This is a genomic window from Kribbella sp. NPDC051137 (assembly GCF_040682535.1).
Classification (GTDB): Bacteria; Actinomycetota; Actinomycetes; order Propionibacteriales; family Kribbellaceae; genus Kribbella; species Kribbella karoonensis.
Map to the genome: position 1 here is coordinate 733,830 of NZ_JBFBBI010000005.1, position 22,987 is coordinate 756,816.

Here is a 22,987-nt window from a genome sequence, read left to right on the forward strand (position 1 = left end):
GCAAGCCCCCGCCGCCGCGCTCCGACGCTGAGCAGTACGAGCCGTGGACGGGTCCGACGGCTGATACCGGATCCGCAGAGGCCCTCGCCCCGGCCAGTCGACGTTGGCGCTCATCGCTGGCGTCTGTGCACCATGGCGTAGGTGAGGACGGTGGCGTAGGCGAGTGCCAGCGGTACCGCAATCAGGAGGCTGTGCGGGCGGTCCAGGAACCACCTGAGAATCAGGAAGAAGCCGCAGACGGCTGTCAGCGTCATGAACGCTACGACCTGGATGGGGTGATCGCGTTCCCAGCGCACACCTCGATTCTTGGTTGCCTCCGGGGCAATGGCATACGGGAGCATGGTGACGGCGAGGAGGATTGCCCACAGGCTGTTCTCGAAGGTGTGGACAACTGCCGCGCGCACGATGAACGTCACCGACACCACCACTCCGAAGATTCGATTGACCAACGGCGGCTGATAGCCCTCGACGTACTTCGTGATCTGCCCCATGCGGCTCCTTCAGGCGGACGTGCGTCGTTGTTTGATGCGGGAACCCAGGCTTCTGGCGACCATCAGACAGACGGCGCCGCCAAGAACCGTGAGGGCGAAGGGCCAGTCGTCGCCGAGTGCAGACACCGCGGGAAAGGCCGCGGCCGCCAGGAACACCACGGTCGTCAGCCAGGAGAGGACCGTGTGCTTCTCCGACCATGCCTGCGCCCGCCCGTCGTACAGGCTGCGTGGTGCGATCGCATAGAGAGCTGCCCACACGCATATCGAGACGGCTACCAGGCCGTCGTGCCAGTGATAGGTGCCGGTGAGCGCGTACAGGCTGAACAGGAAGATCGACAGCGCGATCAGCCGTCGCGAGCGGCCGGGTCTTTGTATGGCGCGCCGAGTGAAGGCTTCGTCGAAGGCCTGGAAGCGGTCGGCGAGGCGCCGTACGACGGCTCTCACGCCTGCTCGGTCAAGGCCGAGCGGAGGCGTCTGTAGCGGAATCCGCCGGCGACCGCCGCCAGCAGGATGGCTACCGGAACCGCGACGGAGAGGCTGGTCAGTCTGCTGAGGGACCGGGACAGCAACACGAAGAGCCAACCGGTGCCCAGCGGGAAGAAGACCGCGAGGAAGAGGGCCGGGCGCCGGTTCAGCGCCCCGACCACGGCGCGGTGTCGCTTCGGTGCGATGCCGGCGAGGAGGAACTGCGCGGTGACCAGGACGGCGATCAGAGTGTCGTCGAGCTGGCGGGTGTAGATCGCGTTCACAACGGCAACGCACGGCGCGACGATCAAGAACCCGCGCCTCAGCGCTGGCGGTGGGTCGCCGCTCTCGACGTACCTGCTGAACTGGCCCATGTGACTCCTCCCCAGCGGGATGATCGCATGGGTTGTCCACAGGGGGAATGGGACGGGTTTCGGGGTGGGGGGTGGGATGGGGAAGGATATGGGGCCTGGCCGGGGCAGAATGCTCGGCGGTTGGTGGACGTAGAGGGGAACGGACGTGGTGGTGCAGTCGATCGAGCAGCGGATCGCCGGCGAGTTGGAGGTCGGGGAGAACCAGGTGCGGGCAGCGGTGGCGCTGCTGGACGAGGGCTCGACGGTCCCGTTCATCGCGCGGTACCGCAAAGAGGTCACCGGGATGCTGGACGACGCCCAGCTGCGGACCCTCGAGGAGCGGTTGCGGTATCTGCGGGAGCTGGAGGAACGCCGGCAGACCGTGCTGGAGTCCATCGACAGCCAGGGCAAGCTGGACGACGCGCTGAAGGAGCAGATCCTCGCCGCGGACACCAAGTCCCGGCTGGAGGACATCTACCTGCCGTTCAAGCCGAAGCGCCGGACGAAGGCGATGATCGCCCGGGAGAACGGCCTGGAGCCGCTCGCCGACGGGCTGATGGCGGACCCGGACGTCGAGCCGATCGCGGCCGCCGCGGTATTCGTGAACGCCGAGGTGCCGGACCCGCAGGCCGCGCTGGACGGCGCCCGGGCGATCCTGGTCGAGCGGTTCGCCGAGGACGCCGACCTGATCGGTGAGCTGCGTGAGCGGCTCTGGGAGCAGGGCCGGCTGGCGTCGGCGGTCCGCGAGGGCAAGGAGACCGAGGGCGCGAAGTTCTCGGACTACTTCGAGTTCGACGAGCCGTTCACGAAGATGCCGTCGCACCGGATCCTCGCGCTGTTCCGCGGTGAGAAGGAGGACGTACTGACGATCTCCGTCGAGCCGCTGCCGGCCGGCGTCGAGGTCGACGGCCCGACGGAGTACGAGACGACCATCGCCCGCAAGGTCGGCATCGAGAACCAGGGCCGCCCGGCCGACAAGTGGCTGGTGGAGACGGTTCGCTGGGCGTGGCGGACGAAGATCCTGGTGCACCTCGGCATCGACCTGCGGATGCGGTTGCGGCAGGTCGCCGAGGACGAGGCGATCCGGGTGTTCGCGGCGAACCTGCGGGACCTGCTGCTGGCCGCCCCGGCCGGCACCCGCGCCACGATGGGCCTCGACCCGGGCTTCCGGACCGGGGTGAAGGTCGCCGTCGTGGACGCGACCGGCAAGGTCGTGAACACCGGCGTCATCTACCCGCACGTCCCGCAGAACCAGTGGGACAAGTCGATCGCCACGCTGGCCGCGCTGGCGGCCGCGCACAACGTCGAGCTGATTGCCATCGGCAACGGTACGGCGTCCCGCGAGACCGACAAGCTGGCCGCGGAGCTGATCGCGAAGCACCCCGAGCTGAAGCTCACGAAGGCCGTCGTCAGCGAGGCCGGCGCGTCCGTGTACTCGGCGTCCGCGTTCGCGTCCCAGGAACTGCCCGGGATGGACGTGTCGCTGCGCGGCGCGGTCTCGATCGCGCGCCGGCTGCAGGACCCGCTGGCCGAGCTGGTGAAGATCGACCCGAAGTCGATCGGCGTCGGGCAGTACCAGCACGACCTCCCGGAGAACTCGCTGTCCCGTTCGCTGGACGCGGTCGTCGAGGACTGTGTGAACGCGGTCGGCGTCGACCTGAACACGGCGTCCGCACCACTGCTGACCAGGGTCTCGGGCATCACGCCGGGCCTGGCCGACAACATCGTCCAGCACCGCGACGTCAACGGTCCCTTCAAGTCCCGTACGGCGCTGCGCGAGGTGGCACGGCTCGGCCCGAAGGCGTTCGAGCAGGCGGCCGGGTTCCTCCGGATCCCCGACGGCGACGACCCGCTCGACGCGTCCAGCGTGCACCCGGAGGCGTATCCCGTCGTACGGCGGATCCTGGACGCGACCGGGTCGGACGTGAAGGCGCTGATCGGATCTGCCGAGCTGAAGCGGCTGAAGGCGGCGGACTTCGTCGACGACATGTTCGGGCTGCCGACCGTCACGGACATCCTGGCCGAGCTGGAGAAACCCGGCCGGGACCCGCGGCCGGCGTTCAAGACCGCCGTGTTCGCGGAGGGTGTGGACAAGATCGCGGACCTGAAGCCGGGGATGCGGCTCGAGGGTCAGGTCACGAACGTGGCCGCGTTCGGTGCGTTCATCGACATCGGTGTGCACCAGGACGGGCTGGCGCACGTGTCGGCGCTGTCGAAGAACTACGTGAAAGACCCGAGCGAGGTCGTCAAGGTCGGGGACATCGTCACGGTCAAGGTCCTGGAGGTCGACATCCCGCGGCAGCGGATCTCGCTGACGCTGCGCCTGGACGACGAGGTCGGCTCCGCCGGCGGCTCAGGCGGTCGCGGCGGCCAGAACCGTGGCCAGGGCGGCGGGCAAGGCCGCGGCGGACAGGGTAGCGGCGGTCAGGGTGGCGGCGGGCGCGGTGCCGGTGGCCGGGGTCCAGGTGGCCAGGGCCGAGGGCCGGGTGGCGGCGGCCAGGGCGGCCAGAGCCGTGGCCAAGGCGGCCAGGGCCGTGGCCAGGGCGGTCAAGGTCGCGGCGGTTCGGGCAACCAGGGCAACCGCGGCGGCCGCCAGGCCGACACCCCGATGGACGAGACCTCCCTCGCCGACGCCTTCCGCAAGGCCGGGTTCACCGTCCGCTGATGTCGAAGGGTGCCGGCCGGGTCCGACGTACCGGGTAAATCCAGCAAGGAGGATCCTGATGCGCGACCTGGTCGTCACCCAGAACATCACCGTCGACGGGGTGGTCGAGGCCGGTGACTGGTTCGGCCCGGCCGACGGCGGGCCGGAAGTGCTGGCGGCGCTCCGCGAGCAGATGGCGCGGGCGGACGGGTTCCTGACCGGACGGGTGACGTTCGAGCAGCTGCGCAGCTACTGGCCGACGCAGACGGACGACCCGACCGGGATCTCGGCATACCTCAACCAGGTGCGGAAGTACGTCGTGAGCTCGACGCTGCAGGATCCCGGCTGGACGCCGACGACCGTACTCCGTGGTCTGGACGACGTACGCCGTCTCAAGGACACCGTCGGCGGCGAGATCGTCTGCACCGGGAGCATCGACCTGACCCACCAGCTGATCGCCGCCGGGCTCGTCGACGAGTACCGCCTGTTCGTCTACCCGACCGTGGTCGCTACCGGTCGCCGTCTGTTCCTCGAGGCACAGCCTCTGAGCTTGCACAGCTGCAGCTCGTTCCCGAGCGGCGTGGCCCTGCTGATCTACCGCCGCCGCGATTAGGAGACATGCCCTAACCTTGACAAGGTGTCAGAGAACGAGCCGGTACGTCGCCGCCGCGCGGATGCGGAGCGCAGCCGTACGGCGATTCTGGCCGCGGCGCTCGAGTTGCTCGACGAGGACCCGGAGGCCGGGCTGGAACGGATTGCCGAGGCCGCGCACGTCACCCGGCAGACCGTGTACGCGCACTTCCGGTCCCGCGACGCGCTGCTGGACGCCGTAGTCGACGAGCTGACCGCCGAGACGGTGCGGGCGATCGACGACCTGGACCTCGACCACGGTTCGGCGTTCGGCAATGCGCTCGGGCTGATCGACCTGGCCTGGCGGATGTACGAACGGCACCCGCTGCTGCTGCATGTACCGGCCAACCGCCCGGAAGCGCGCCATGACCCGGTCGCGGAGCGCCTCGAGAATCTGATCCGCCGCGGTCAGCACGAAGGCGAGATCACCCGCGACCTGCCGGTGCACTGGCTGGTCAGCACGCTGATCTCGCTCGGCCGCGCGACCGGCGACTCGATCGCCGCCGGCCGCCTCACGGCGCGGACCGCCTACAAGACGCTCCACACCACACTCACCCGGGTCCTGCAGCCTTAGTCGTTGACGACCTTCAGCACGTTTCCGTGCTTGTCGTAGGCGGTCAGTTTCGCGTCGGGTCGTCCCTGCTTGTCGCCGTTCAGCCAGGCCACGGCGTACCAGCCGTCGGTGACTGTGATGTCGTGCTTGCCCCCGGCCACCGGCTCGATCCGGATCCTGGCGATGTTCGACGCCACCCGGCCGCTGGCCAGGTACGCCCAGCCCGGGCAGGGCCTGATGGTCGCGCACTCCTGACCGCCGGGCAGGTCGAAGTTGTCGTCGAAGGGTTGCGGGCTGAACGTCGCGACCTTGTAGATCCCCGAGCCGGGCTCGGCGGCCGGCGTCCACTTCGTCCGCAGTTCGCACTCGGCAACCAGGCGACCCGACGGCGACAGCGCGACCAGGGTCGCACCCGCGCCCGGCTGGGTCTCGCGGGCGATCACCTTCCACCTGGTGAGGTCGCTCCAGAACTGCACCGAGCAGTTGCGCAACTGCTCTGCCTCGGTCGTCGGCACCGGGTCCTGCTGCGCGGCCGCGATCAGCGCGGCCGACGGCCGGTCGCCGCCGGGAATCGTGCACAGCGAGGCGGCGGCGGGATCGCCGACCTTCAGTTGCCGCATGACGGTCATGGTCGTCCGCCACGGATAGTTCAACCGGAAGGGCTGGTGGTACTGCGGATACCTGACCTCGCACAGCCGCATCGCGTCAGCCTTCGACAGCTTCAGGTCGATCCCCGCCTCGCCGCGTGGGACACCGGGAACGGCCGTGAAGTCGGCCGACTTCGTGGTGGCGGCCGGGGTCCGCGGCCCGCTGACCGCCGGATGATCGGAGGCGGTGCCGAGGTGCGGCAGCAGGCCGGCGGCGACGGCGACCGCCGCGACACCCGCGATGCCTCCGCCGGCGGACAGCAACCTTCGCCGGCGACGACTGCGCCGTCCGCGGGCCAGCAGGTCGTGGCCGTCGATCGCGCCCAGCGGGTCGGTGCTCGCCAGCCGCCTGAGTTCGGCGCCGATGTCATCCATCTCGTTCTCCTTCACCGGGCCCGGCCGATCTGCCGGGCCCGATCGATGGCGTTCCGGAGAGTTTCGAGGCCGCGGGCCGACTGGCTGCGCACCGTACCCGCCGAGCACCCGAGGACCGCGGCGGTCTGCTCGACCGACAGGTCCTCGTAGTACCGGAGCACGACGCAGGCGCGCTGCCGGGGCGCGAGCGTGCCGAGCGCGGTCAGCAGTTCGTCGCGCGCAGCGTGTTCGTCGGCATGGTCACCCGGCCGGATCTGAGCGGTCGACAGGTCAGCGGTCGGCACTTCCCGGCGCCAGGAGCGCCGGCCGCTGTCCAGGGCCGTGTTGACGACGATCCGCCGCGCGTACGCCAGCGGGTTGCCCTGCCTGTCGATCTTTGCCCACGACCGGTAGAGCTTGACCAGCGATTCCTGTACGACGTCGTCGGCCCGGTGCCAGTCCCCGCACACCAGGAACGCGGTACGGCGTAACGCACCGCCCGCCGCTGCGACGAACTCGACGTACTCCTGGTCCCGGTCCACCGTTCGCCCTCCCGCTCTCCGCTGTCCCCCTCGATACGAGTCGGGGAGGTCGCGGTGTTGCATCGGGCAGGTCAGCGGAGGTCGGCCAGGTGCCCGCCGGGGTCGCCGAGGTGGACGGCGGTTGCCTTGGGTGCGTAGCCGAGGCGGCGGTACACGCGGTCCGCCCCGTCGTCGCCCGGAGTCAGCCAGGCGAGGGTCGCGCCGCCGAGCTCGAAGGCCTTCGCGGTCGCGTACGCCGTTGCGATGCCGCCGTACCCGCGGCGCCGGTGACTGTGGAGGGTGCCGACACCGGCGACCTCGGTCACCGCGTCCGCGACCGCGGTCCACGCGGCGGTGGCGACCGGTACGTCGGCGACGTACACCAGGACCGCGCCGCCGTCGGCCGGGTCGGGCTTGAAGGCGAAGCCGGAGCCGGGCATCTCGTACGCCTCCGAGGAGACCGCGTCGGCGATCTTCTGGTCGGCCTCGGTCGCGACGACCCGCACAGTGACGTCGTTCGGCAGGTCGGGCACGACGAGGCCGACGGGCTCGACGACGAGGAGTGGCAGACGGGAGGCGATCGTCATGCCGTTCGCCACGAGAGCTTCGGCCAGGCCGGGGTTCGCCTCCTCAACCAGCTCCGCGCTCAGCCAGCGCCCCTCGGCGGCGAAGGCCTGGCGGATCGTCTCGAGCGCCCACGGGAGGTCGTCCACGCCGAACGGCTGTCCGGGCTCGGCGGCGACCATCGTCGACAGGTACCAGTCGTCCCGGTCGTGCAGCATCCCCGCCAGCGGCCCTGCGACAACCTGCCGCCGCGATCGCCCCAGCCCCTCCACCTGCGCCCGCGCCACCCGCGCCCCGATCTCCACACGCCGGACCCTACGCGACCCTCGCACCCCCGTCAGCCGACTTCCCTCCGGCCTCCCCCGGTGGGGCGGTCAGTCGGCCAGTTGAAGGAGGTCGAGGAGACGGTTCAGGTCTGTGGGGGTGGGCGGGCGGCCCAGGAGGGACTGGAGGGCGTCGAGGGTGGTGATGAGGTCGCGCCGTGCGGCGGCGCGGGGGCGGTCGAGGGTCGCGAGGACTTTGTCCGCTCGGTCAGAAGCTGTGACGAGGTCGGTGGCAGCGGACGGGGGCGGGGCGGGTGCCTCGTCGTCGATGCGGATTTCGAGGCGGGCGCCGAGGGCGGTGGCCAGGCGGTCCAGGGCGGCGAGAGTCGGGTTGCCGCGGCCGTTCTCCAGGTTCGCGATGTACGGCACCGACAGTCCCGCGTCGACGGCCACCGACGCGATGGTTCGGCCGGCGGCCTTCCGACGGTCCCGCAGTACGTCACCCAGCTCCATGCAACCTATTCTCACAAAACAGTCTTGCCGATGCCTATCTCCTCAAGATAGATTCTCGAGCCGTGAGGAATCGAGACTTCCGGCGACTCTGGCTCAGCGGAGCCGTGTCCGGCATCGGATCATGGCTACTGGTGGTCGCGATCCCGGTGTACGTCTTCGCGCTCACCGGCTCCACAGTCGCCACCGGCCTGACCCTCGCCCTGGAGGCGCTCCCGGCGCTGGTCATCGGCCCGTGGGCCGGCGTGCTCCTCGACCGCTGGGACCTCGCCCGCGCAATGTGGATCGCCGACCTGGTCAGCGCGGCCACCGTCGCGCTGATCCTGTTCGCCGACCGCGACCACGTCTGGCTGATCTACCTCGCGATCCTGCTGGAGAACACCGCCACCACGGTGTTCCGCCCGGCCGCCCGCGCTCTGCTGCCGGCAGTTGTCGGCACCGGCGACGAACTCGCCGCGGCCAATGCCCTGAACGCCGTCACCGGCAGCGTCCTCCGCCTAGCCGCGCCACCACTCGGCGCTCTGCTTCTCGCCGGCCCTGGAATCGAGTTCGTACTGGCGCTCGACATCGCCAGCTACGTACTCTCGGCGGTCGTCATCGCCACGGTCCGCACCCGTCGCCACGCGACCAGCGCCGAACCGCCGCGCCCCCTCGAGGGCCTCCGCGCCGCCGTCGACCACCGCGCGCTCCGCGGCATCCTGATCGGTCAAACCGTCTTCCTCACCGCGAACGCCGGCCTCACCGCGCTGTTGGTCCCGTTCACCGTCGAGCGCCTGCACGCGCCCGGGTACGTCGTCGGTTACCTGATCTCCGGCCTCGGCGCCGGGTATCTCGTCGGCGCCGCCCTCAGCACTCGCGCCACCCGCCTCCTGGGCACGCGCGAGCTCCTGACGATCACCCAGCTCGCCAGCGCCGCGGCGTACTTCGCACTCTTCAACGCCCCGAGCGTCCCGATCGCCGTCGCGGCCGCGGGCCTCATCGGCTTCCCTGGCAGCATCCTGCTGATCACCGCCGGCACGACCATCCAGCGCGCGGCACCGCCTGAGGTCCTCGCGAGTGTCGGAGCGATCTTCTTCGCCGCCGACTCCCTGGCACTGCTGCTCGGCGGCCTGGTCGCACCGGCGATCACGCTCGCCATCGGTCTGCACCTGACACTGAACCTGCTGGCAGTGCTCGCGGTCTGCGCCGCGGGCGTCACGCTGGTCGTCGTACCGCGGCATCCGGCCCATTTGCTACCAGTCCGTAAGCAGACGCGCGCAAAGGGTTAGCAGGACGTCATAGATTTCGCCTGCGGTCGAATAACCCGGGGCGTCTCCGAATCGTTACCGGTGAATAGCTGCAAACATTCTTGACACCTTTCCCGCAGGGTCGACGACACTCCGGAGAGGGCGTTGACCTGCACGTTCGAAGGTTTCCCTACTCTGCGTCAAGGCTCTGTAAAGGTCCCTTCCGAAGTGTTCCGAAGGGCTGTCAGGTTTGGTGTTCTTTATCTCAACGCCGGACAAAGCCGTCCGGGGTGAGACCGAGACTGCCGAAGGAACCGCGATGACCGAGACGCTCGAAGCCCCCGCAACGCACCGTCGGGTGCGGGTCTGGTTCGGCGCGCATCCCATCGCGGACCACACCGCCTACGCGGAGCAGGCAGTGCAGTACGAGGAAGCCATGCGGCGCCGTTTCGCCTCCCTCCGGGTGACGAGCGAGCCGGTGGCGGTGGACGCCGAGCGATGACCACCCGGCCGACGCTGCTCGGGTACGTACGGGCCGACGCGCTGAGCTGCGCGGAGGAGCTGGCCGCGGCGACTGATTCGCTCGCCGCGTTCGCCAGCGCCGAGGGGTTCACCCTCGGGACCGTCTACACCGAGCGCGATGCGGCCGAGTCCGCGGCTTTCCACGCACTGCTCGACGAGGTGAAGCGCTCGGACGTCCGGGCGGTCGTCGTACCGACGATGAACCACCTCGGCCTCGGGAACCCCGGCGGCTCTCCGGCCGCACTGCAGCAGCACCTCGAGTTCCATCACGCGCATGTCTGGGCGGTGGATCCGAGATAACTCCACAGACAAGCGGAGCTGACGTCTTGACCCCTGCATCGGCGTCGGTTCCGCTCTCCACCTCCACAGCTGCACCGGGGATGCCCGGGCGGTAGTGGACCACCAAGGCCCCACCGGCTGCTACCGGTGGGGCCTTGTCGTCGGTTTAAGGAAGGAAAGAAAAGAGGGTTGTGAGGGGGTGGGGCCTTGTCGTTGGCCTGGGGAACGAGATGTGAGGGGGGTGAGGCCTTGTCGTTCGCGTGGAGAACGAGATGTGAGGGAGTGGGGCCTTGTCGTTCGCGTGGAGAACGAGATGTGAGGGAGTGGGGCCTTGTCGTTCGCGTGGGAACGGGATGTGAGGGGGCGGGCCTTGGTGTGGGGTTACGCGACTATCTTGTAGCCGTAGCGCTTCATCTGGTCGGCTACGGCGGTGTTGAAGATGCCGGTGACCTCGAGCTTGAAGTGCAGCTGCACCTTTCGGATCACCCGCTGGAAGTGCAGGTGCCACGGGACTCCCGCCGCCGGCACCGTCTCCGCCTTGGTGATCGCCCCGACCCGCGGATGCGCCGCCCAGGCGATCACCCGCGCCCGGTCCGCGCCCCACACCCCGGTCATCGCGTCGTGCGTCCGCGCGTACGCCATCGCGGCCAGCGAGATCGTCGAGTCCGGGACCGGCTGCTTCGGCGGGTGTGCCTTCAGGTACAGCTCCCAGGTCATCCCGTAGTACCCGGGCGGCCCGTCGTCCTTCCCGCGGTTCGCCAGCCCGTTCAGCTTCCGGTGGTACTCCGCCACCTGCACGGCAGCGCCCCGGGACAGGTCCTTGTCCCCGACCGCGATCGCGTGCACGTGGTACGGCCAGTTGCCCTGCGCCGGCGTCCGCAGCCAGGCGGCGAACCCGACCTCGCGGAGCGCCTTCACCACCGCGACCCGCTGCGCGGCGCTCTTCGTCCGTACGTCGACGTCGACCGCGCCGCCGCCGTCGTGGGTGCCGGCGGACGCCTCGACGCCGCCCTTGTTGTAGGAGCCCTGCAGGATCGCGAACTTCGAGTGGTACAGCCGCTCGGCGGCCTCGACCATCGCCACGGTGCGCTTGTTCACGGTGAACCCGCGCCAGCTGATCCTTGCCTCAGGCATCTATTTCTCCGGACCCGGGCAGTTCGGACCCGAGCAGGAGGTCGGCGTCGTCGGCCGCGCCGCGCGCCTCCAGTTCGTCCAGCTGGTCCTCGGTCAGCTCGTCGTCGAACACTTGCGGCATGGCGGATCCTCCCCCGCGCACCGACCCCCGGTGCGGCGAAATCGGCGTACAGCGTAGGCCGATGCCGGGTCAGGGACCCCCGAAGGTTTGAGGAATGTGAAGTTTTCCGGCCGTCCAGCGTGCCGGAAGGTGTGTCGGGCCGGAATCTGGGGTACCAGTAAGTGGTCCCGCGGTTCGGTCATTGCCATTCGGGCATGGGTGGTGGTCACCGAGCCGCGAGTTCTCCCACTGAGGGGCGGGAGAACGACCGGCCCGGCGGGTGTGTCACTCCCAGGATGCACCCGCCGAGACCGGTGAGTCTCAGAGCGCCGACGCGACGAACAGATACCGGTTGAGGCTGAAGAAGTAACTGTCGCCGAGGCCGCGCAGGTCGTCCGCCCAGGCGGCGGTCTCCTCGGCCGTCACGTCGCCGTGCCCGGGGACGAAGTCCGACACGATGTCGATCAGCCCGGCACTGAACGTGCGCTCGTCGTACCCGGTGTTCAGAATCGGGACGACCTGCTGGTGCGTCGGCGTGAATCCGGTCTTCACCAGTACGTCGGCCAACGTCCGCGGCAGGTGCGGATCCGCCAGGTGGTCCTCGAACGCGGTCAGCACCCGCGCCATTCGTGTGTCGTCGTTCGACCGCCAGACCACCGAACCCCAGTCGGTGTCCAGCAGTACGACGCGACCTGCCGGCCGCAGCACCCGCCGTACCTCGCGGAGCGCGCCGGCCACGTCCTCGACGTACTCGAAGACCTGGGTGGAGACCACCACGTCGAAGCTCTCCGCCGGATACGGGATCCGGTCCACCGACGCCTGCTCGAGCTCGATCCCGGGTCCGCCCGGTACGTCGGCGCGGGTGCGCGCGATCGCCAGCATGCTGTCGCTGATGTCGATCCCGCAGATCCGCCCGTCGGGCCCGACCTCACCGGCCATCTCCGCGGCCAGCAGCCCCGGCCCGACGCCGATGTCCAGCACCCGGTCACCCGGCCGCAACGCCAGCGCCGCCCGCACCGCCTGCCGCTGCTCGACCACGTCCGGCGTCGTGTACACCGCCTCGATCCGCCGCGACACCTGCGCGTCGAACTTCAACCCGTCAACGTCAACCATCCCCACATCATGATCCCCGATCCCGCCGCCGGGGAGGGCAGATCGAAATCAGATGAAATGCCCCGAGATGCCCCGATACGTTGACGTGATGATCAGTTTGCCGGAGTCGTTCTTGGCGATGCCGCGGTGGTGGACGGAGGGCGGCGAGTGGTTGCGGGGGCTGCCGGCGGCGGTCGAGCGGCAGTGTCGCGAGTGGGATCTGAGCGTCGTGGGAGCGGTTGCACACGGGTCGAACGCGCTCGTCGTCCCGGTCAGCCGAGGTGCGGACGAGTTCGTGCTGCGGATGTCGCCGCCGGGTTCCGAGGTCGCGGAGCAGGTCTGGGCGCTGAACTGGTGGGCAGGTCGGGGCATGGCCCAACTACACGACGCGGACGTCGAGGCCGGCGCGATGCTGCTGGAGCGGTTGTCCACGCCGTTGACGACCCGCCCGATCGACGAGGCCGTCGCCGTACTCGGGCAACTGATGCGCCGGCTCGCTGTCCCCGCGCCGGAGGACGCGCGCTCGACCGCGGACATCGTCACGACGCGATCGGCCGAACTGGAGCCGCAGTGGGAACGCCTCGGCCGCCCGTTCGACGCCGCGATCCTGCGTGAGGCGCTCGCCGTCGCCCCGTCCGAGACCACCTCGACGCTCGCGGTCAACGGCGACTTCCATTCCGGTCAGGTGCTCGCCGGGCACCGGGAGCAGTGGCTGACCGTCGACCCGGTGCTGTTCCGCGGGGACATCGAGTACGACCTCGGCCGGGTGCTGTGGTGGGACCTCGACAAGATGGACGACATCGTCCGGTACTTCGACATCGCCGTCACCGAGGCCGCGCTCGACCGGGACCGGGCGCGTGACTGGGTGCTGTGGCGGACCGTCGACTACTGGTTGTACGGGCTGGACGTGGGCCTGACCGAGGACCCGGTGCGCTGTGCGCGGTTGGTCAGCGCGCTTGGTAGATGAAACGGCTGCGCATCATCCGCGGTATGTCGGCCGCGTTCGGCGCGATCGAGTGCAGGATCCACGGATGCGTCAGGTACACGTCCCCCGCCTGACCGGTCAGCTCGACGACCCGCACCGGCAGACCGTCGAGGTCGACCGGCTCCATCGGGTCGACCGTACGCTGCTCGGACGTGAGGTTCCGGAACCACGGATCGGACCGCAGCAGCTGATCACGCACCGCCTTGAACTCGCGCTCGCCGGTCGTGGTCAGGAACCGCTCGAACACCCGGTGCGAGCCCGCGACCTGCGGCGTACCACCGCCTCCTGGACCGACCGAGTCGTAGAACGCCCAGATCTTCACCGCGTGCAACGGCTCCTCGAAGCCAACGTCCGTGTGCCATTGCCGATGCGGCACCGCCCACGGCACGCCCTCCGGCATCGTGACCAGCACCTGTCCCTGGTGCTTCGGCTCCAGCCATTCACCGAGCAGACCGTCGAGCGCGGACCGCACCCGCGGCCCGAGGATCGCGTGCGCCCGGCGGTCGAACTTGGTCGTCTTCAGACCGGTCGGCCGCAACACCGTCCACGTCGTAGGGTCGTCCCGCTCCATCCCGTGCCGCTCGGAGAGCTCGCGCCACAGCACGTCGCGCATCCCAGCAGCCTCGTCGGCGGAGAACGCGGACGGGATCTTCACGATCCCGTCCCGCTCGAAGATTTCCAGCTCCTCGGTGGTGAGCATGCGGTCCATCGTGCGCTCATGCCACGAGGCCTGCCACCCAGTTAACAGTTGTGCACAGGCAGCTTGCCCTCCAGGAGGTAGTCGGTGATCCGGTCCCGCGCGCAGGCCGAGTTGAAGTACGCTGTGTGCCCGAACGTGTCGGCGGTGAGCAGCCGGCTGTTGTCGATCTGCCGCGCCAGGCTGCGGGCGTTGACGACCGGTGTCGAAGGGTCGTGCAGCGTCGACGTGATCAGGATCGGCGGCGCGCCGTGCACCGGCGTCGCCTGCCACGGGTTGCTCGGCGGGATCGGCCAGCCTGCACAGGCGGCCGTGATCGCCCATCCCTCGACCGCCGCACCGACCCGCGGCGCGACCGCCTTCGCCAGTGCGAGCCGCGCCCGCGCATCGGCGTACCCACGTAGCTCACCCGGCAGGTCCATGCAGGACACCGCGGCGTACGCCGTCTCCGGATCGCCTACGTAGCTGATGTTCGCGAAGTCGGTGCCGTCGCCCTTCACCGCCTTCGCGAGCGCGGTCGCGAGCGCCGGCCAGTTGTCCGACACCATTGAGGTCAAAGGCAACAAACTCGGCAGCGCCATCCGGAGGACGTCGCCGTTCACCGGGCCTCTCGGGCTGGGCAGCGGGGCCTTGTCAGCCTTCGCGACGGTCCGGTCCCAGACTGCGCCGACGTTCTGCCCGTGCAGCGCACAGGACGTGTCCTTCGTGCACCAGGCAGCGAACCGGTTGAAGCCGTTCTCCATCACCTTCGCCTCGTCGAGCATGAACTTCGCCGGGTCCTGCTTGTGGTCGACGATCCCGTCGAGCACCATCCGGCCGACCCGTTGCGGGAACTGCTGCGCGTACAGCGTGCCCAGGTACGACCCGTACGACAGCCCGATGTAGTTGAACTTCGACTCGCCGAGCGCCGCGCGGATCGCGTCCATGTCGTGCGCGACCGTCCGGGTGTCCAGGTTCCGCATCAGGTCGCCGTGCTGCTTCAGGCACTGCTCACCCGCCGCCCGGCTCGACGCCACGAGAGCGTCGTACTGCGCCTTGGACTTCGGGAACACCGGTACGCCGCGGCGCAGCACCGGGCCGCAGTCGAGCTGACTACTGCTCCCAGTCCCTCGCGGATCGAAACTGACCAGGTCGTACCGGTCCCGGAACTGCGGCAGCACCGCATCCGCCAGCCCTGCCGCGAAGATCGACCCGCCGGCCCCACCCGGCCCACCTGGGTTGAAGAACAGCGCACCGAGCTTGTGTTTCTGGTCCTTCGCCGGCACCTTGGCGACGAAGACCTTCATGGTAGGACCGGACGGTCTCGACCAGTCCAACGGCACGGTCAGCGTCGCGCACTGCTCGACCGCACCGGGCTTACATTCCTTCCAGGACAGGGATTCCGCGGCCGCCGCCGTACCTGCCGGTACGACGGCGAACACCACGGCGCCCGCAATCGATGCCGCTGTCAACGATCTCCACATGCCCGCCAACCTATGCGCCGGGTCACGCTGATCACATCAACCGTTCGGCTAGTACGGCGTCATCCCCCGGTATCAGTGCGCCGGCGCGAAGTCGTGGAAGCCGATCAGCTTCCGGATCTTGCCGTCGGGGTCCAGGACGACGATGTCGGTACCGCCCGCCACCGGCTCCTGCCCCTCGGCCTTCAGGTGCCAGGTCCAGCGCAGGTAGTTATGGTGCTCGTCGATGTCGCCGATCCGGACGAAGCTCAGCCCCGGGAACATGTGCTGCGCGGCGCCGACCAGCTTGTTCAGCTCGTCGTGACCGGTGGTCTCGAAGCTCGGGTCCTGGAAGGTGGCGTCCGCGGTCCAGGCGGCCGCGATCAGCTCGGCCCGGCGGTCCGCGTCGGCGGCGTTCCACATCGTGAAGTACTGGTCGGCGAGATCCTTGGCGTTCATGGTGTTCTCCTCCTCGATCGGGTTCTGCTGACCAGAACCTTGCCGCCGCGCCCGGCGTACCGTCGATGACCTCACAGGTAATGGAAGTGTCTACGCGACCCGATAACGTCAGAGCTATGGCAGCGACGATCGAGGAGACCTTCCAGCGCCCGGTGGGTCAGCTTCTGCGCGGCTGGCGGGAGCGCCGGCGGCTCAGTCAGCTCGAGCTGGCGAACCGGGTCGACGTGTCCACGCGGCACGTCAGCTTCGTCGAGACCGGGCGGTCGAAGCCCAGTCGTGACATGGTGCTGCGACTCGCCGAGCACCTCGACGTACCGCTGCGGGACCGCAACCAGTTGCTCCTGGCCGGCGGGTTCGCGCCGATCTACAGCGAGGCGTCGCTGCACTCGCCCGCGATGCTCGCGATCCGTACGACGCTGCGCCGCCTGCTACAGGCCCACGAGCCGTATCCGGCGCTCGTCGTCGACCGCTGGTGGAACATCGTCGAGGCGAACGCCGGGATCGCGATCTTCACCGCGGGCGTCGACGAGAAGTTGCTGCAGGCACCGATCAACGCGCTCCGGCTGACCCTGCACCCGGACGGCCTGGCCCGGCGGATCGGCAACATCGCCGACGTCCGCGCCGCGGCCCTCACTGGCCTGCAACGCCAGGTCGCCAGTACGGCGGATCCCGAGTTGCAGGACCTGTACGACGAACTCCGCGGGTACGCCGTCCACGACCGGCCGGCGGCACCCGGTCCGACCGATGTCGTCGTACCGTTCGAACTCACCCACGAGGGACGGGAGTTGTCCTTGCTGACCACGATCGCGACGTTCGGCACGCCGCTGGATGTGACGGTGTCGGAGCTGATGATCGAGTCGTTCTATCCGGCCGACGACGCGACCGCCGAGTACCTGCGGGCGCTGTCGTGAAGCCGGCCCGCGAGGTCGCGGACACGATCGAGCTGCATCTGCAGTACCTCGACCAATACCGCGGGATCATCTCGGCGAAGCTGACGGGTTTGAGCGAGGCCGACCTGCGGAGCAGCCGGCTGCCATCCGGCTGGACGCCGCTCGAACTGCTGAAACACCTGGTCTACATGGAGCGGCGCTGGCTGCGCTGGGGATTCACCGCCGAGCAGGTCGAGCATCCGTGGGGCGACTCGGCCGACGACCCGGACGGCCGCTGGACACTCGCACCGGAGGACACCCTCGACGGGTTGCTGGCTCAGTTGCACGCGGGCGGGGAGTTCACCCGCCGGGTGGTGAGCGGCCGGGATCCGGCGGAGCGTGCGCCGGCCGGGGGCCGTTTCGGGACCGACGACCGGCCGACGCTGAACTGGATCCTGTTTCACGTTCTCCAGGAATACGCCCGGCACGCGGGCCACTTGGACGTGGCCCGCGAACTGATTGACGGGGCCACCGGCGAGTAGGCCTGCAGGGTTGGCCTACCCGCCGGTGGCGGGGAGCCCTACCGGCCGGTGGAGGGGTGGCCGGTAGGGAACGACGTCGGGACGCTGGGGGTCGGGAAGCTGGGCTGTCCGGTCGGCGCCGGGATCGTCGGCCGGCTCGGCAGCGTCGGCTTCGCGGACGGAAGCGTCGGTTTGGCGGTCGGGATCGACGGCTTGCCCGGGTCGACGGTCACCTCGACGCCGGCCGAGACGGAAGCGGACGGCTTCGGCAGCGAGGGCTTGTCGGTTGGCTTGCCCGGTACGGTCGGCTCCGGAAGCGACGGCTTCTCGGTCGGTACGCCGTGCACGCAGTCCGGGAGCTTGGCCGACGGAATCGTGGTCGGCTTCGCGGTCGGGAGCGTGGGCTTCGGCGGCAGCGACGGCTTGGTGGGCAGGTTCGGCTTCGCCGGCTTGGTCGACGGGATGCTCGGCAGCGTCGGCTTCGCGGTCGGAAGCGTGGGCTTGGCCGGCAGGGTCGGCGTACCCGGCAGGGACGGCTTGCCAGGGAGGGTCGGCGTACCAGGCTTGCCCGGCAGCGACGGCTCGGTCGTCGGCCAGGTCGGCTTGCCGCCCGGCAGGCTCGGCGTCGCGGTCGGGAGGCCCGGCTTGCTCGGCAGGCTCGGCTTCGACGGCAGGCTCGGCTTCGACGGCAGGCTCGGCTTGCTGGTCGGCAGCGTGGGCTTGGCCGGGACCGAGGGCGGGGTGTTCGGATCGACGGTCTTGTTCACCGACACCGTCACCTTCGGCAACTGCGGCTTCTGCGGCGGCTGCGGCAGGCAGGTCGGATCGACCGTCGGCGCCTTCGGGGTGTCGGTCGGGACCACCGCCGGCACCGGCGGCTTACCGCCACCCGCCAGCAGGTTCTTCACCGGGGCCGGTCCGCCCACCGCCGCGGACACCGTCGCGACGGTTCCGGCGAGCGCGGTGACACCCGCCGCGGCCAGCCCGCGGCGCAGCCAGGTGAGCCGCTTGCCGCGCCGCATCAGGTCGGCGGTGTCCGGCTGCCAGGGCTCCAGGTCGTACGTGAGAGCTTCGCGTACCCGCTGCTCGTCACTCATCAGTTTCCTCCAACTCCGCTGTCGATCAGGTCGGGTGCCAGACGCAACTTGGCCAGCCCGCGGGAAGCCGTGCTCTTCACGGTCCCGGGTGCCATGCCGAGCAGCTCGGCGGTCTCGGCCTCGGAGAGATCCTGCGAGTAGCGCAGCGCGACCACGGCTCTCTCCCGGACGGTCAGGCCCTGGAGGGCCGAGAGCACGGCCTCCCTGGTCTGGACCGCCCCGGCGAAGTCCGCCACCGCTCGCTGGTCCCAATCGTTGAGCACCGGATCACTGGGTACTTCGTTGTTCCAGCGCCGGCGGGCCTGGCTGAGGAAGCGGTTCACCAGCACCCGGCGGACGTACCGCAACGGGTCGCCCTCCAGCCGGTGCCACTTCGGGTAGGACCGCATCAACGCTTGCTGCACCAGGTCCTCGGCGGTGTGCCGATCGCCGCACAGCATCTCCGCGAAGCGGAGCAAGGGGGTCGACTGCGCCTGAACGAAGCGCTCGAAGTCGGCGTCCGCGGTCCGGGTCATCGATTCTCCTCAGCCTCTGTCACACCGGTCCAAACCCGGTGAGCGACCGATCGGGTTCTGTTTCGTCACCAACTCCTTGGAAGAAATTTATTGACGGGCTAGCCACGAGTGACGTTCATGAGTCACATTGGGTGAGCACACACCTTCACCGCCCCGGAGGTTCCGCCCATGCGTATCACCCGTAGAAGCACGTCCGCAGCCTGTCTCGCGGCTGCCGCGGCCATCCTTGCCGCGACCTTTACGCTGGCGCCGCCCAGTACCGCGGCCTCGCCCTCACCGGTCGCCGTCTCCGCCCGGCCGGCTGTCTCGAGCAACGTCAAGCTCGACGGCAACCGGATCATCCTCGGCGACGCGGCCGCCACGATCGGTGCGGCCGAGATCAAGCAGCGCTCCGGCCTGGCCGAGCTGGCCCCGGTCCGCTTCGGTTCGCCCACGTCCGCGGTGATCGTCGGCTACACGAGCGGCGCACCCGCCGGTTCGTCGGCCGAGGTCGACGTACGGGCGTGGTCGAACGACCGGTGGTCCGAGTGGACCGCGGTCGCGTCCGGTACGCCGACCGCATTGCCTGCGGCATCCGACCAGGTGCAGCTCCGCATCATCGTGCTGGCACCGCCGACCGGCGCGAAGCCGTGGGTCGGCGACGTGACCGTCCAGCCGACCGACAAGGCCGCCGCGCCACGGATGACGATCCAGGCCGCTCCGCTGACGTCGCACGTGTACGCCACCCGCGAGGGCCTGGTCGGCGGTACGACGGCCAACGGCCACGTGATCGCGAGCCGGGACCACTTCGTCGCGCTGCCGTCACGGCGCGGGCTGTCCGGCAACGGATCCGGCACGTACTCCGTCAAGGTCTGCACGGCGACGCGCTGTGCGTTCGAGCCCGTGTGGGACGTCGGCCCGTGGAACACCAAGGACGACTACTGGAACCCGAGCTCAACCCGTGAGATGTGGACGGACCTCCCGCAGGGCAAGCCCGAGGCGCAGGCGGCGTACCAGAACGGGTACAACGGCGGGAAGGACCAGTTCGGACGTACGGTCGCGAACCCGGCGGGGATCGACCTGGCCGACGGCGTGTTCTGGGACGCACTGAAGCTCGCCGACAACGGGTGGGTCGACGTTACCTACCTGTGGACCGGCGACGGCGGCCGCGGCACGGTGTCGATCTCGTCCGGCTACCTGAACGTACGCAACGCGCCGAACTCGACCGGTGCGGTCGTCGGCATGGCAGGCAAGTCCGCGCAGGTCACCGTCGAATGCCAGACAACCGGGGAGTCCGTCACCGGCTCGCAGGGCACGAGCAATGTGTGGCTGCGCGTGAACGCCGGCATGTATGTAGCCAAGGCCTGGGTAAACGCCGGCACCTTCGGCACCTGCTGACCGCCACCACCTGGCCCCGCGAGGCGGACGCCCAGCCCATCACAATCCCCACCAACCCACCGTCCCCCGCGTAACGCCCCTCCGCGCCATCGATTGTGATGGCCTGCAGATCCGCGGACCACGACCGCAGCAACAAGACAGCCGCACCCCCGCTGCCCTCCCAGCGGAGGTGCGACTGCTTGCTTGGCGAGTACCGGCGGCCCACCAGCCGCCGACCCCCGACCCATCCGCCGGCTGGCCCGGCGAGACCGTAGGCGGATTGGTTGACCGGCCCGGCTTCTACTTCCCGCGTGGGGAGACCGTGGGCGGGTCGGTGGGGTCGGAGGTGCGGGTCGGCGTTGGGCGCGGGCCCGGGGTGCGGGTCGGAGGGCCGGTGGGGGTGGCGCGGGGCGGTGCGACCGTCGGCGGTTCGGTCGGGGTGGGGCGGGGGGCTCGGGTGCGGGTCGGTTCGTCGGTGGGGGTCGGGCGCGGACCGGGGGTGCGGGTCGGCGGGGCGGAGGGGGAGGCGGTCGGTGTGTCAGACGGCTCGCAGCTCGGGACCGCGCTTGGTACCGCGGTCGGTGCGACGGTCGGCGGGAGGGTCGGGGTCGCGACCCGGCGGGCGCTCGGCACGGCACTCGGCGAGACTGTTGCTGTCGGCACCGTTCCGCGCGTCGGGCGCAGGCTCGGCGGTTGCGTCGGGGTCCCGGCGTGCCGCGGGCTCACCGTGGGCGGCTCGGTCGGAGTAGGTACTGCGCGGCGCGTCGGGCTCACCGTCGGCGGCTCGGTCGGAGTAGGTACCGCGCGACGGGTCGGGCTCGCGGTGGCTGGATCCGTCGGGGTCGGGCGGGTGGCCGGTCGGCGGGTCGGGTGGGAGGTCGGTGGGGTGGCGGCGCGGGTTGGGGTGGCCACTGTGGGCGTGGGGATCGCGGCGCGGGTTGGGGTTGCTGAGGTGCGGGGTGTCCAGCAGGTGGGGGTGGCGTCGGTGGGGCTGGTCGTTGGGCGGGCTGGGGTGGCTACGGGGCCGCCCTGGACCACCGCGTCGGTCTCGGCGTTGTCGCTGCGCGCCATCGCCGTACCGGCGACGGCGACGCCGACCACCGCCGCGGCGGCGAGTCCGCCGAGCATGATTCGGGTCGTACGCCGGTTCCGGCCTACCTCGTTCATTGTTGCCCTCCGCACCTATGTGATGTTCGGTCGGGCTGAAGGACGCCGACGGCAACCGAAATGGTTCTGCGCGTCGGGCGAGTCGTTCGAGGATCCCACCCGGATGTTGGCCGGGGTGAGCCGGCGGTTCCGTGGGGTGGTCAGTTCGGGGTGCGGGTTGGGGTGGAGCGGTGGCGGGAGGTGGGGGCCGGGGGCGTGGTCATGCTGGGCAGGTCGGTCGAGGTGCCGGTGGGGGTTGCGGTCGGGGCGTCGGTGGGGCTGTTGGTGCGGGGGGTGGTGGGGCTGTTGGTGCGGGCGCCGGTGGGGGTCGGGAGGTTGGTGGGGGTTGCCGGTACGGCGCGGGTGCGGGTCGCGGTCGGGCGGACGGACGGTGGCTCCGTGGGCGGTACGGTCGGGGTCGGCGTGATCGGTGGGGGCGTGGGGGCCGGCGTGGTCGGGTGGGCGGGCACGGTGGACGGCGGGTCGGCGGGCTGCGGTACGTCGCCGCGCGGTGAGCCGTTGCCCAAGACACCTCCGAGTACGACCGCCCCGGCAACAGCAACCGAAGCAGCCGCGGCAGCCGTCACCCGGCCGCGGACTCGCCGCCGCCGCGCGCCCGCGATCACCCGCGACGGATCGAGCGGCGCGATCGAATGATCAGGCGCCAACGCAACCCGAAGCTCCTCCTCCACCGCATTCCCCTGCTCGTCGCTCATCCCCGCCTCCTTCCCGACAGCACCCACAGCACCTCACCCAGCCCCAACCAGAGTCCCCTCACACCAGATCGTCCGCTCACCGCGCACGTCACCTGCGCCACTCCGCCCCGCAGTCCGCCCACACCCAATCCCCCACTCACGGCGCGCACCGCCCACCCCAGTCCGCCCCGCAGGCCGCCCCACACACCCGATCTCCCACTCACCGCGCGCATCGCCCAGCCCAGTCCGCCCCGCAGGCCGCCCCTCATACCCGATCCCTCGAACGCCGCTTGCGGCACCCCATGCCGCCCTGGTCGCAGGTTGTTGGTCATGCGCGTTCTCCCGCTTCGCTCAGTTCTGGGGCTGTGCGTAGTTTGAGGAGGGCACGGGCGTTGGCGCTCTTTACTGTTCCGACTGCTACTCCGAGGGCTGCTGCTGTTTCGCGTTCGGTGAGGTCTTCGACGTAACGCAGTACGACGACTGCGCGCTCGCGCCGGCTCAGCGTCCGGAGGGCGGCGCGGACGGCGACCCGGCGGTTGACGCCGCTACTCGGGTCGGCCTCTGCTTCCAGGAACAGGTCGAGTTCGGCCGCGTCACCGCTCGGGCGTTCCCGCCACGGGCGCCGGCGTACCCACGACAGATGCTGGTTGACCACGGCCTGCCGGACGTACCCGAACGGATCCGCCATCTCGATCCGGTCCCAGCGCAGGTACGCCTTCTCGAGCGCGGTCTGGACCAGGTCCTCGGCGAGGCCGGCATCGCCGCAGAGCATCCGCGCGAAGTGCACCAACCGCGCGGATCTGGCCAGCACGAATGCCGTGAAGTCGTCGTCACGACTCCCCGTTGCCGCCATGCGTGCT

The 22,987-nt window shown here is 70.0% G+C and carries 28 protein-coding genes; 10 read left to right on the forward strand and 18 right to left on the reverse strand.

Features of this window, described 5'->3' with window-relative positions; all coding sequences use genetic code 11:
- Positions 1-110: 110 nt before the first annotated feature.
- From AB0M51_RS29490 to AB0M51_RS29500, 3 genes are read right to left on the reverse strand one after another with little or no spacing between them, the layout of a single operon-like run.
- On the reverse strand, positions 111-491 hold the full coding sequence (locus tag AB0M51_RS29490) for a hypothetical protein (RefSeq protein ID WP_344189257.1): 381 nt from the start codon (positions 489-491) through the stop codon (positions 111-113).
- Between the two features lie 9 nt (positions 492-500).
- A complete protein-coding gene (locus tag AB0M51_RS29495; RefSeq protein WP_363751377.1) occupies positions 501-935 on the reverse strand; it encodes a hypothetical protein in 435 nt (144 codons plus the stop codon).
- Positions 932-1,330 (reverse strand): hypothetical protein, encoded by a 399-nt coding sequence (locus AB0M51_RS29500; protein WP_363751379.1) that lies wholly within the window; start codon positions 1,328-1,330, stop codon positions 932-934. The genes AB0M51_RS29495 and AB0M51_RS29500 overlap by 4 nt, the downstream gene beginning before the upstream one ends.
- Positions 1,331-1,481: 151 nt before the next feature.
- Here AB0M51_RS29500 and AB0M51_RS29505 point away from each other — a divergent pair, with 151 nt between their 5' ends.
- The 3 genes from AB0M51_RS29505 to AB0M51_RS29515 are packed head-to-tail and all read left to right on the forward strand — an operon-like array spanning position 1,482 to position 5,157.
- Positions 1,482-3,974: a Tex family protein gene (locus AB0M51_RS29505; protein ID WP_363751381.1), complete on the forward strand. Its 2,493-nt coding sequence runs from the start codon at positions 1,482-1,484 to the stop codon at positions 3,972-3,974.
- A gap of 58 nt (positions 3,975-4,032) precedes the next feature.
- A complete protein-coding gene (locus AB0M51_RS29510; RefSeq protein WP_344189251.1) occupies positions 4,033-4,566 on the forward strand; it encodes a dihydrofolate reductase family protein in 534 nt (177 codons plus the stop codon).
- Positions 4,567-4,590: 24 nt separating this feature from the next.
- Entirely contained in the window at positions 4,591-5,157 is a 567-nt protein-coding gene (locus AB0M51_RS29515; protein WP_344189249.1) for a helix-turn-helix domain-containing protein, read from the forward strand.
- Here AB0M51_RS29515 and AB0M51_RS29520 read toward each other — a convergent pair.
- The 4 genes from AB0M51_RS29520 to AB0M51_RS29535 form a co-directional block, all read right to left on the reverse strand.
- Complete coding sequence (locus AB0M51_RS29520; RefSeq protein WP_344189246.1) at positions 5,154-6,158, reverse strand: hypothetical protein; 1,005 nt, start codon at positions 6,156-6,158, stop codon at positions 5,154-5,156. The genes AB0M51_RS29515 and AB0M51_RS29520 overlap by 4 nt on opposite strands.
- An 11-nt stretch (positions 6,159-6,169) precedes the next feature.
- Positions 6,170-6,679, reverse strand: a complete 510-nt coding sequence (locus AB0M51_RS29525; RefSeq protein WP_344189244.1) for a SigE family RNA polymerase sigma factor — start codon at positions 6,677-6,679, stop codon at positions 6,170-6,172.
- A 71-nt stretch (positions 6,680-6,750) separates the two neighbouring features.
- Positions 6,751-7,527 carry a GNAT family N-acetyltransferase gene (locus AB0M51_RS29530; protein ID WP_344189242.1) on the reverse strand — a complete coding sequence of 259 codons (777 nt, stop codon included), beginning with the start codon at positions 7,525-7,527 and terminating at the stop codon, positions 6,751-6,753.
- A 69-nt stretch (positions 7,528-7,596) separates the two neighbouring features.
- On the reverse strand, positions 7,597-7,998 hold the full coding sequence (locus AB0M51_RS29535) for a helix-turn-helix transcriptional regulator (protein ID WP_344189240.1): 402 nt from the start codon (positions 7,996-7,998) through the stop codon (positions 7,597-7,599).
- 62 nt (positions 7,999-8,060) lie between these two features.
- Here AB0M51_RS29535 and AB0M51_RS29540 point away from each other — a divergent pair, with 62 nt between their 5' ends.
- The 3 genes from AB0M51_RS29540 to AB0M51_RS29550 all read left to right on the forward strand — a co-directional run bounded on the left by AB0M51_RS29540 (position 8,061) and on the right by AB0M51_RS29550 (position 10,043).
- Positions 8,061-9,263, forward strand: coding sequence for an MFS transporter (locus AB0M51_RS29540; protein WP_344189238.1), 1,203 nt, complete (start codon positions 8,061-8,063; stop codon positions 9,261-9,263).
- A gap of 277 nt (positions 9,264-9,540) precedes the next feature.
- Positions 9,541-9,723, forward strand: a complete 183-nt coding sequence (locus tag AB0M51_RS29545) for a hypothetical protein (protein ID WP_344189236.1) — start codon at positions 9,541-9,543, stop codon at positions 9,721-9,723.
- Positions 9,720-10,043, forward strand: coding sequence for a hypothetical protein (locus tag AB0M51_RS29550; RefSeq protein WP_344189234.1), 324 nt, complete (start codon positions 9,720-9,722; stop codon positions 10,041-10,043). The genes AB0M51_RS29545 and AB0M51_RS29550 overlap by 4 nt, the downstream gene beginning before the upstream one ends.
- Positions 10,044-10,403: 360 nt before the next feature.
- On the opposite strand, the gene AB0M51_RS29555 is transcribed toward AB0M51_RS29550, so the two are convergent.
- From AB0M51_RS29555 to AB0M51_RS29565, 3 genes are all read right to left on the reverse strand, one after another.
- Complete coding sequence (locus AB0M51_RS29555) at positions 10,404-11,156, reverse strand: hypothetical protein (RefSeq protein WP_344189232.1); 753 nt, start codon at positions 11,154-11,156, stop codon at positions 10,404-10,406.
- Positions 11,149-11,277 (reverse strand): hypothetical protein, encoded by a 129-nt coding sequence (locus tag AB0M51_RS29560; protein ID WP_363751387.1) that lies wholly within the window; start codon positions 11,275-11,277, stop codon positions 11,149-11,151. The genes AB0M51_RS29555 and AB0M51_RS29560 overlap by 8 nt, the downstream gene beginning before the upstream one ends.
- A 300-nt stretch (positions 11,278-11,577) precedes the next feature.
- A complete protein-coding gene (locus tag AB0M51_RS29565; RefSeq protein WP_344189228.1) occupies positions 11,578-12,369 on the reverse strand; it encodes a methyltransferase domain-containing protein in 792 nt (263 codons plus the stop codon).
- Positions 12,370-12,457: 88 nt separating this feature from the next.
- Here AB0M51_RS29565 and AB0M51_RS29570 point away from each other — a divergent pair, with 88 nt between their 5' ends.
- Entirely contained in the window at positions 12,458-13,315 is an 858-nt protein-coding gene (locus tag AB0M51_RS29570; RefSeq protein ID WP_363751390.1) for an aminoglycoside phosphotransferase family protein, read from the forward strand.
- Here AB0M51_RS29570 and AB0M51_RS29575 read toward each other — a convergent pair.
- The 3 genes from AB0M51_RS29575 to AB0M51_RS29585 form a co-directional block, all read right to left on the reverse strand.
- On the reverse strand, positions 13,296-14,033 hold the full coding sequence (locus AB0M51_RS29575) for a phytanoyl-CoA dioxygenase family protein (RefSeq protein WP_363751392.1): 738 nt from the start codon (positions 14,031-14,033) through the stop codon (positions 13,296-13,298). The genes AB0M51_RS29570 and AB0M51_RS29575 overlap by 20 nt on opposite strands.
- Before the next feature lie 41 nt (positions 14,034-14,074).
- On the reverse strand, positions 14,075-15,493 hold the full coding sequence (locus tag AB0M51_RS29580; protein WP_363751394.1) for an alpha/beta hydrolase: 1,419 nt from the start codon (positions 15,491-15,493) through the stop codon (positions 14,075-14,077).
- A 72-nt stretch (positions 15,494-15,565) separates the two neighbouring features.
- Positions 15,566-15,928 (reverse strand): nuclear transport factor 2 family protein, encoded by a 363-nt coding sequence (locus AB0M51_RS29585; RefSeq protein WP_363751396.1) that lies wholly within the window; start codon positions 15,926-15,928, stop codon positions 15,566-15,568.
- Between the two features lie 116 nt (positions 15,929-16,044).
- On the opposite strand from AB0M51_RS29585, the gene AB0M51_RS29590 reads away from it, so the two are divergent.
- Together AB0M51_RS29590 and AB0M51_RS29595 are read left to right on the forward strand one after the other, a co-directional pair.
- Entirely contained in the window at positions 16,045-16,839 is a 795-nt protein-coding gene (locus AB0M51_RS29590; RefSeq protein WP_344189222.1) for a helix-turn-helix transcriptional regulator, read from the forward strand.
- Positions 16,836-17,339, forward strand: coding sequence for a DinB family protein (locus tag AB0M51_RS29595; protein WP_344189220.1), 504 nt, complete (start codon positions 16,836-16,838; stop codon positions 17,337-17,339). The genes AB0M51_RS29590 and AB0M51_RS29595 overlap by 4 nt, the downstream gene beginning before the upstream one ends.
- A gap of 38 nt (positions 17,340-17,377) precedes the next feature.
- Here the strand turns inward: AB0M51_RS29595 and AB0M51_RS29600 are convergent, their stop codons facing one another.
- Complete coding sequence (locus AB0M51_RS29600) at positions 17,378-18,415, reverse strand: hypothetical protein (protein ID WP_344189218.1); 1,038 nt, start codon at positions 18,413-18,415, stop codon at positions 17,378-17,380.
- Positions 18,415-18,930, reverse strand: coding sequence for a SigE family RNA polymerase sigma factor (locus tag AB0M51_RS29605; protein WP_344189216.1), 516 nt, complete (start codon positions 18,928-18,930; stop codon positions 18,415-18,417). Before AB0M51_RS29605 ends, AB0M51_RS29600 begins: the two co-directional genes overlap by 1 nt.
- Positions 18,931-19,098: 168 nt before the next feature.
- On the opposite strand from AB0M51_RS29605, the gene AB0M51_RS29610 reads away from it, so the two are divergent.
- A complete protein-coding gene (locus tag AB0M51_RS29610; protein ID WP_344189214.1) occupies positions 19,099-20,307 on the forward strand; it encodes a hypothetical protein in 1,209 nt (402 codons plus the stop codon).
- Positions 20,308-20,586: 279 nt separating this feature from the next.
- Here AB0M51_RS29610 and AB0M51_RS29615 read toward each other — a convergent pair whose 3' ends face one another.
- From AB0M51_RS29615 to AB0M51_RS29625, 3 genes are all read right to left on the reverse strand, one after another.
- Positions 20,587-21,453: a hypothetical protein gene (locus AB0M51_RS29615; RefSeq protein WP_344189212.1), complete on the reverse strand. Its 867-nt coding sequence runs from the start codon at positions 21,451-21,453 to the stop codon at positions 20,587-20,589.
- A gap of 140 nt (positions 21,454-21,593) precedes the next feature.
- Complete coding sequence (locus tag AB0M51_RS29620; RefSeq protein WP_344189210.1) at positions 21,594-22,148, reverse strand: hypothetical protein; 555 nt, start codon at positions 22,146-22,148, stop codon at positions 21,594-21,596.
- Positions 22,149-22,455: 307 nt separating this feature from the next.
- Positions 22,456-22,980: a SigE family RNA polymerase sigma factor gene (locus AB0M51_RS29625; protein ID WP_344189208.1), complete on the reverse strand. Its 525-nt coding sequence runs from the start codon at positions 22,978-22,980 to the stop codon at positions 22,456-22,458.
- Between the last annotated feature and the right edge of the window lie 7 nt (positions 22,981-22,987).

Coding starts and splice junctions, on each gene's coding strand:
- AB0M51_RS29570 (WP_363751390.1), top strand. CDS start 12,458: ATGATCAGTTTGCCGGAGTCGTTCTTGGCGATGCCGCGGTGGTGGACG.
- AB0M51_RS29620 (WP_344189210.1), bottom strand. CDS start 22,148: ATGAGCGACGAGCAGGGGAATGCGGTGGAGGAGGAGCTTCGGGTTGCG.
- AB0M51_RS29535 (WP_344189240.1), bottom strand. CDS start 7,998: ATGGAGCTGGGTGACGTACTGCGGGACCGTCGGAAGGCCGCCGGCCGA.
- AB0M51_RS29590 (WP_344189222.1), top strand. CDS start 16,045: ATGGCAGCGACGATCGAGGAGACCTTCCAGCGCCCGGTGGGTCAGCTT.
- AB0M51_RS29560 (WP_363751387.1), bottom strand. CDS start 11,277: ATGCCGCAAGTGTTCGACGACGAGCTGACCGAGGACCAGCTGGACGAA.
- AB0M51_RS29610 (WP_344189214.1), top strand. CDS start 19,099: ATGCGTATCACCCGTAGAAGCACGTCCGCAGCCTGTCTCGCGGCTGCC.
- AB0M51_RS29600 (WP_344189218.1), bottom strand. CDS start 18,415: ATGAGTGACGAGCAGCGGGTACGCGAAGCTCTCACGTACGACCTGGAG.
- AB0M51_RS29615 (WP_344189212.1), bottom strand. CDS start 21,453: ATGAACGAGGTAGGCCGGAACCGGCGTACGACCCGAATCATGCTCGGC.
- AB0M51_RS29575 (WP_363751392.1), bottom strand. CDS start 14,033: ATGCTCACCACCGAGGAGCTGGAAATCTTCGAGCGGGACGGGATCGTG.
- AB0M51_RS29565 (WP_344189228.1), bottom strand. CDS start 12,369: ATGGTTGACGTTGACGGGTTGAAGTTCGACGCGCAGGTGTCGCGGCGG.
- AB0M51_RS29500 (WP_363751379.1), bottom strand. CDS start 1,330: ATGGGCCAGTTCAGCAGGTACGTCGAGAGCGGCGACCCACCGCCAGCG.
- AB0M51_RS29580 (WP_363751394.1), bottom strand. CDS start 15,493: ATGTGGAGATCGTTGACAGCGGCATCGATTGCGGGCGCCGTGGTGTTC.
- AB0M51_RS29585 (WP_363751396.1), bottom strand. CDS start 15,928: ATGAACGCCAAGGATCTCGCCGACCAGTACTTCACGATGTGGAACGCC.
- AB0M51_RS29510 (WP_344189251.1), top strand. CDS start 4,033: ATGCGCGACCTGGTCGTCACCCAGAACATCACCGTCGACGGGGTGGTC.
- AB0M51_RS29490 (WP_344189257.1), bottom strand. CDS start 491: ATGGGGCAGATCACGAAGTACGTCGAGGGCTATCAGCCGCCGTTGGTC.
- AB0M51_RS29625 (WP_344189208.1), bottom strand. CDS start 22,980: ATGGCGGCAACGGGGAGTCGTGACGACGACTTCACGGCATTCGTGCTG.
- AB0M51_RS29520 (WP_344189246.1), bottom strand. CDS start 6,158: ATGGATGACATCGGCGCCGAACTCAGGCGGCTGGCGAGCACCGACCCG.
- AB0M51_RS29545 (WP_344189236.1), top strand. CDS start 9,541: ATGACCGAGACGCTCGAAGCCCCCGCAACGCACCGTCGGGTGCGGGTC.
- AB0M51_RS29550 (WP_344189234.1), top strand. CDS start 9,720: ATGACCACCCGGCCGACGCTGCTCGGGTACGTACGGGCCGACGCGCTG.
- AB0M51_RS29555 (WP_344189232.1), bottom strand. CDS start 11,156: ATGCCTGAGGCAAGGATCAGCTGGCGCGGGTTCACCGTGAACAAGCGC.
- AB0M51_RS29605 (WP_344189216.1), bottom strand. CDS start 18,930: ATGACCCGGACCGCGGACGCCGACTTCGAGCGCTTCGTTCAGGCGCAG.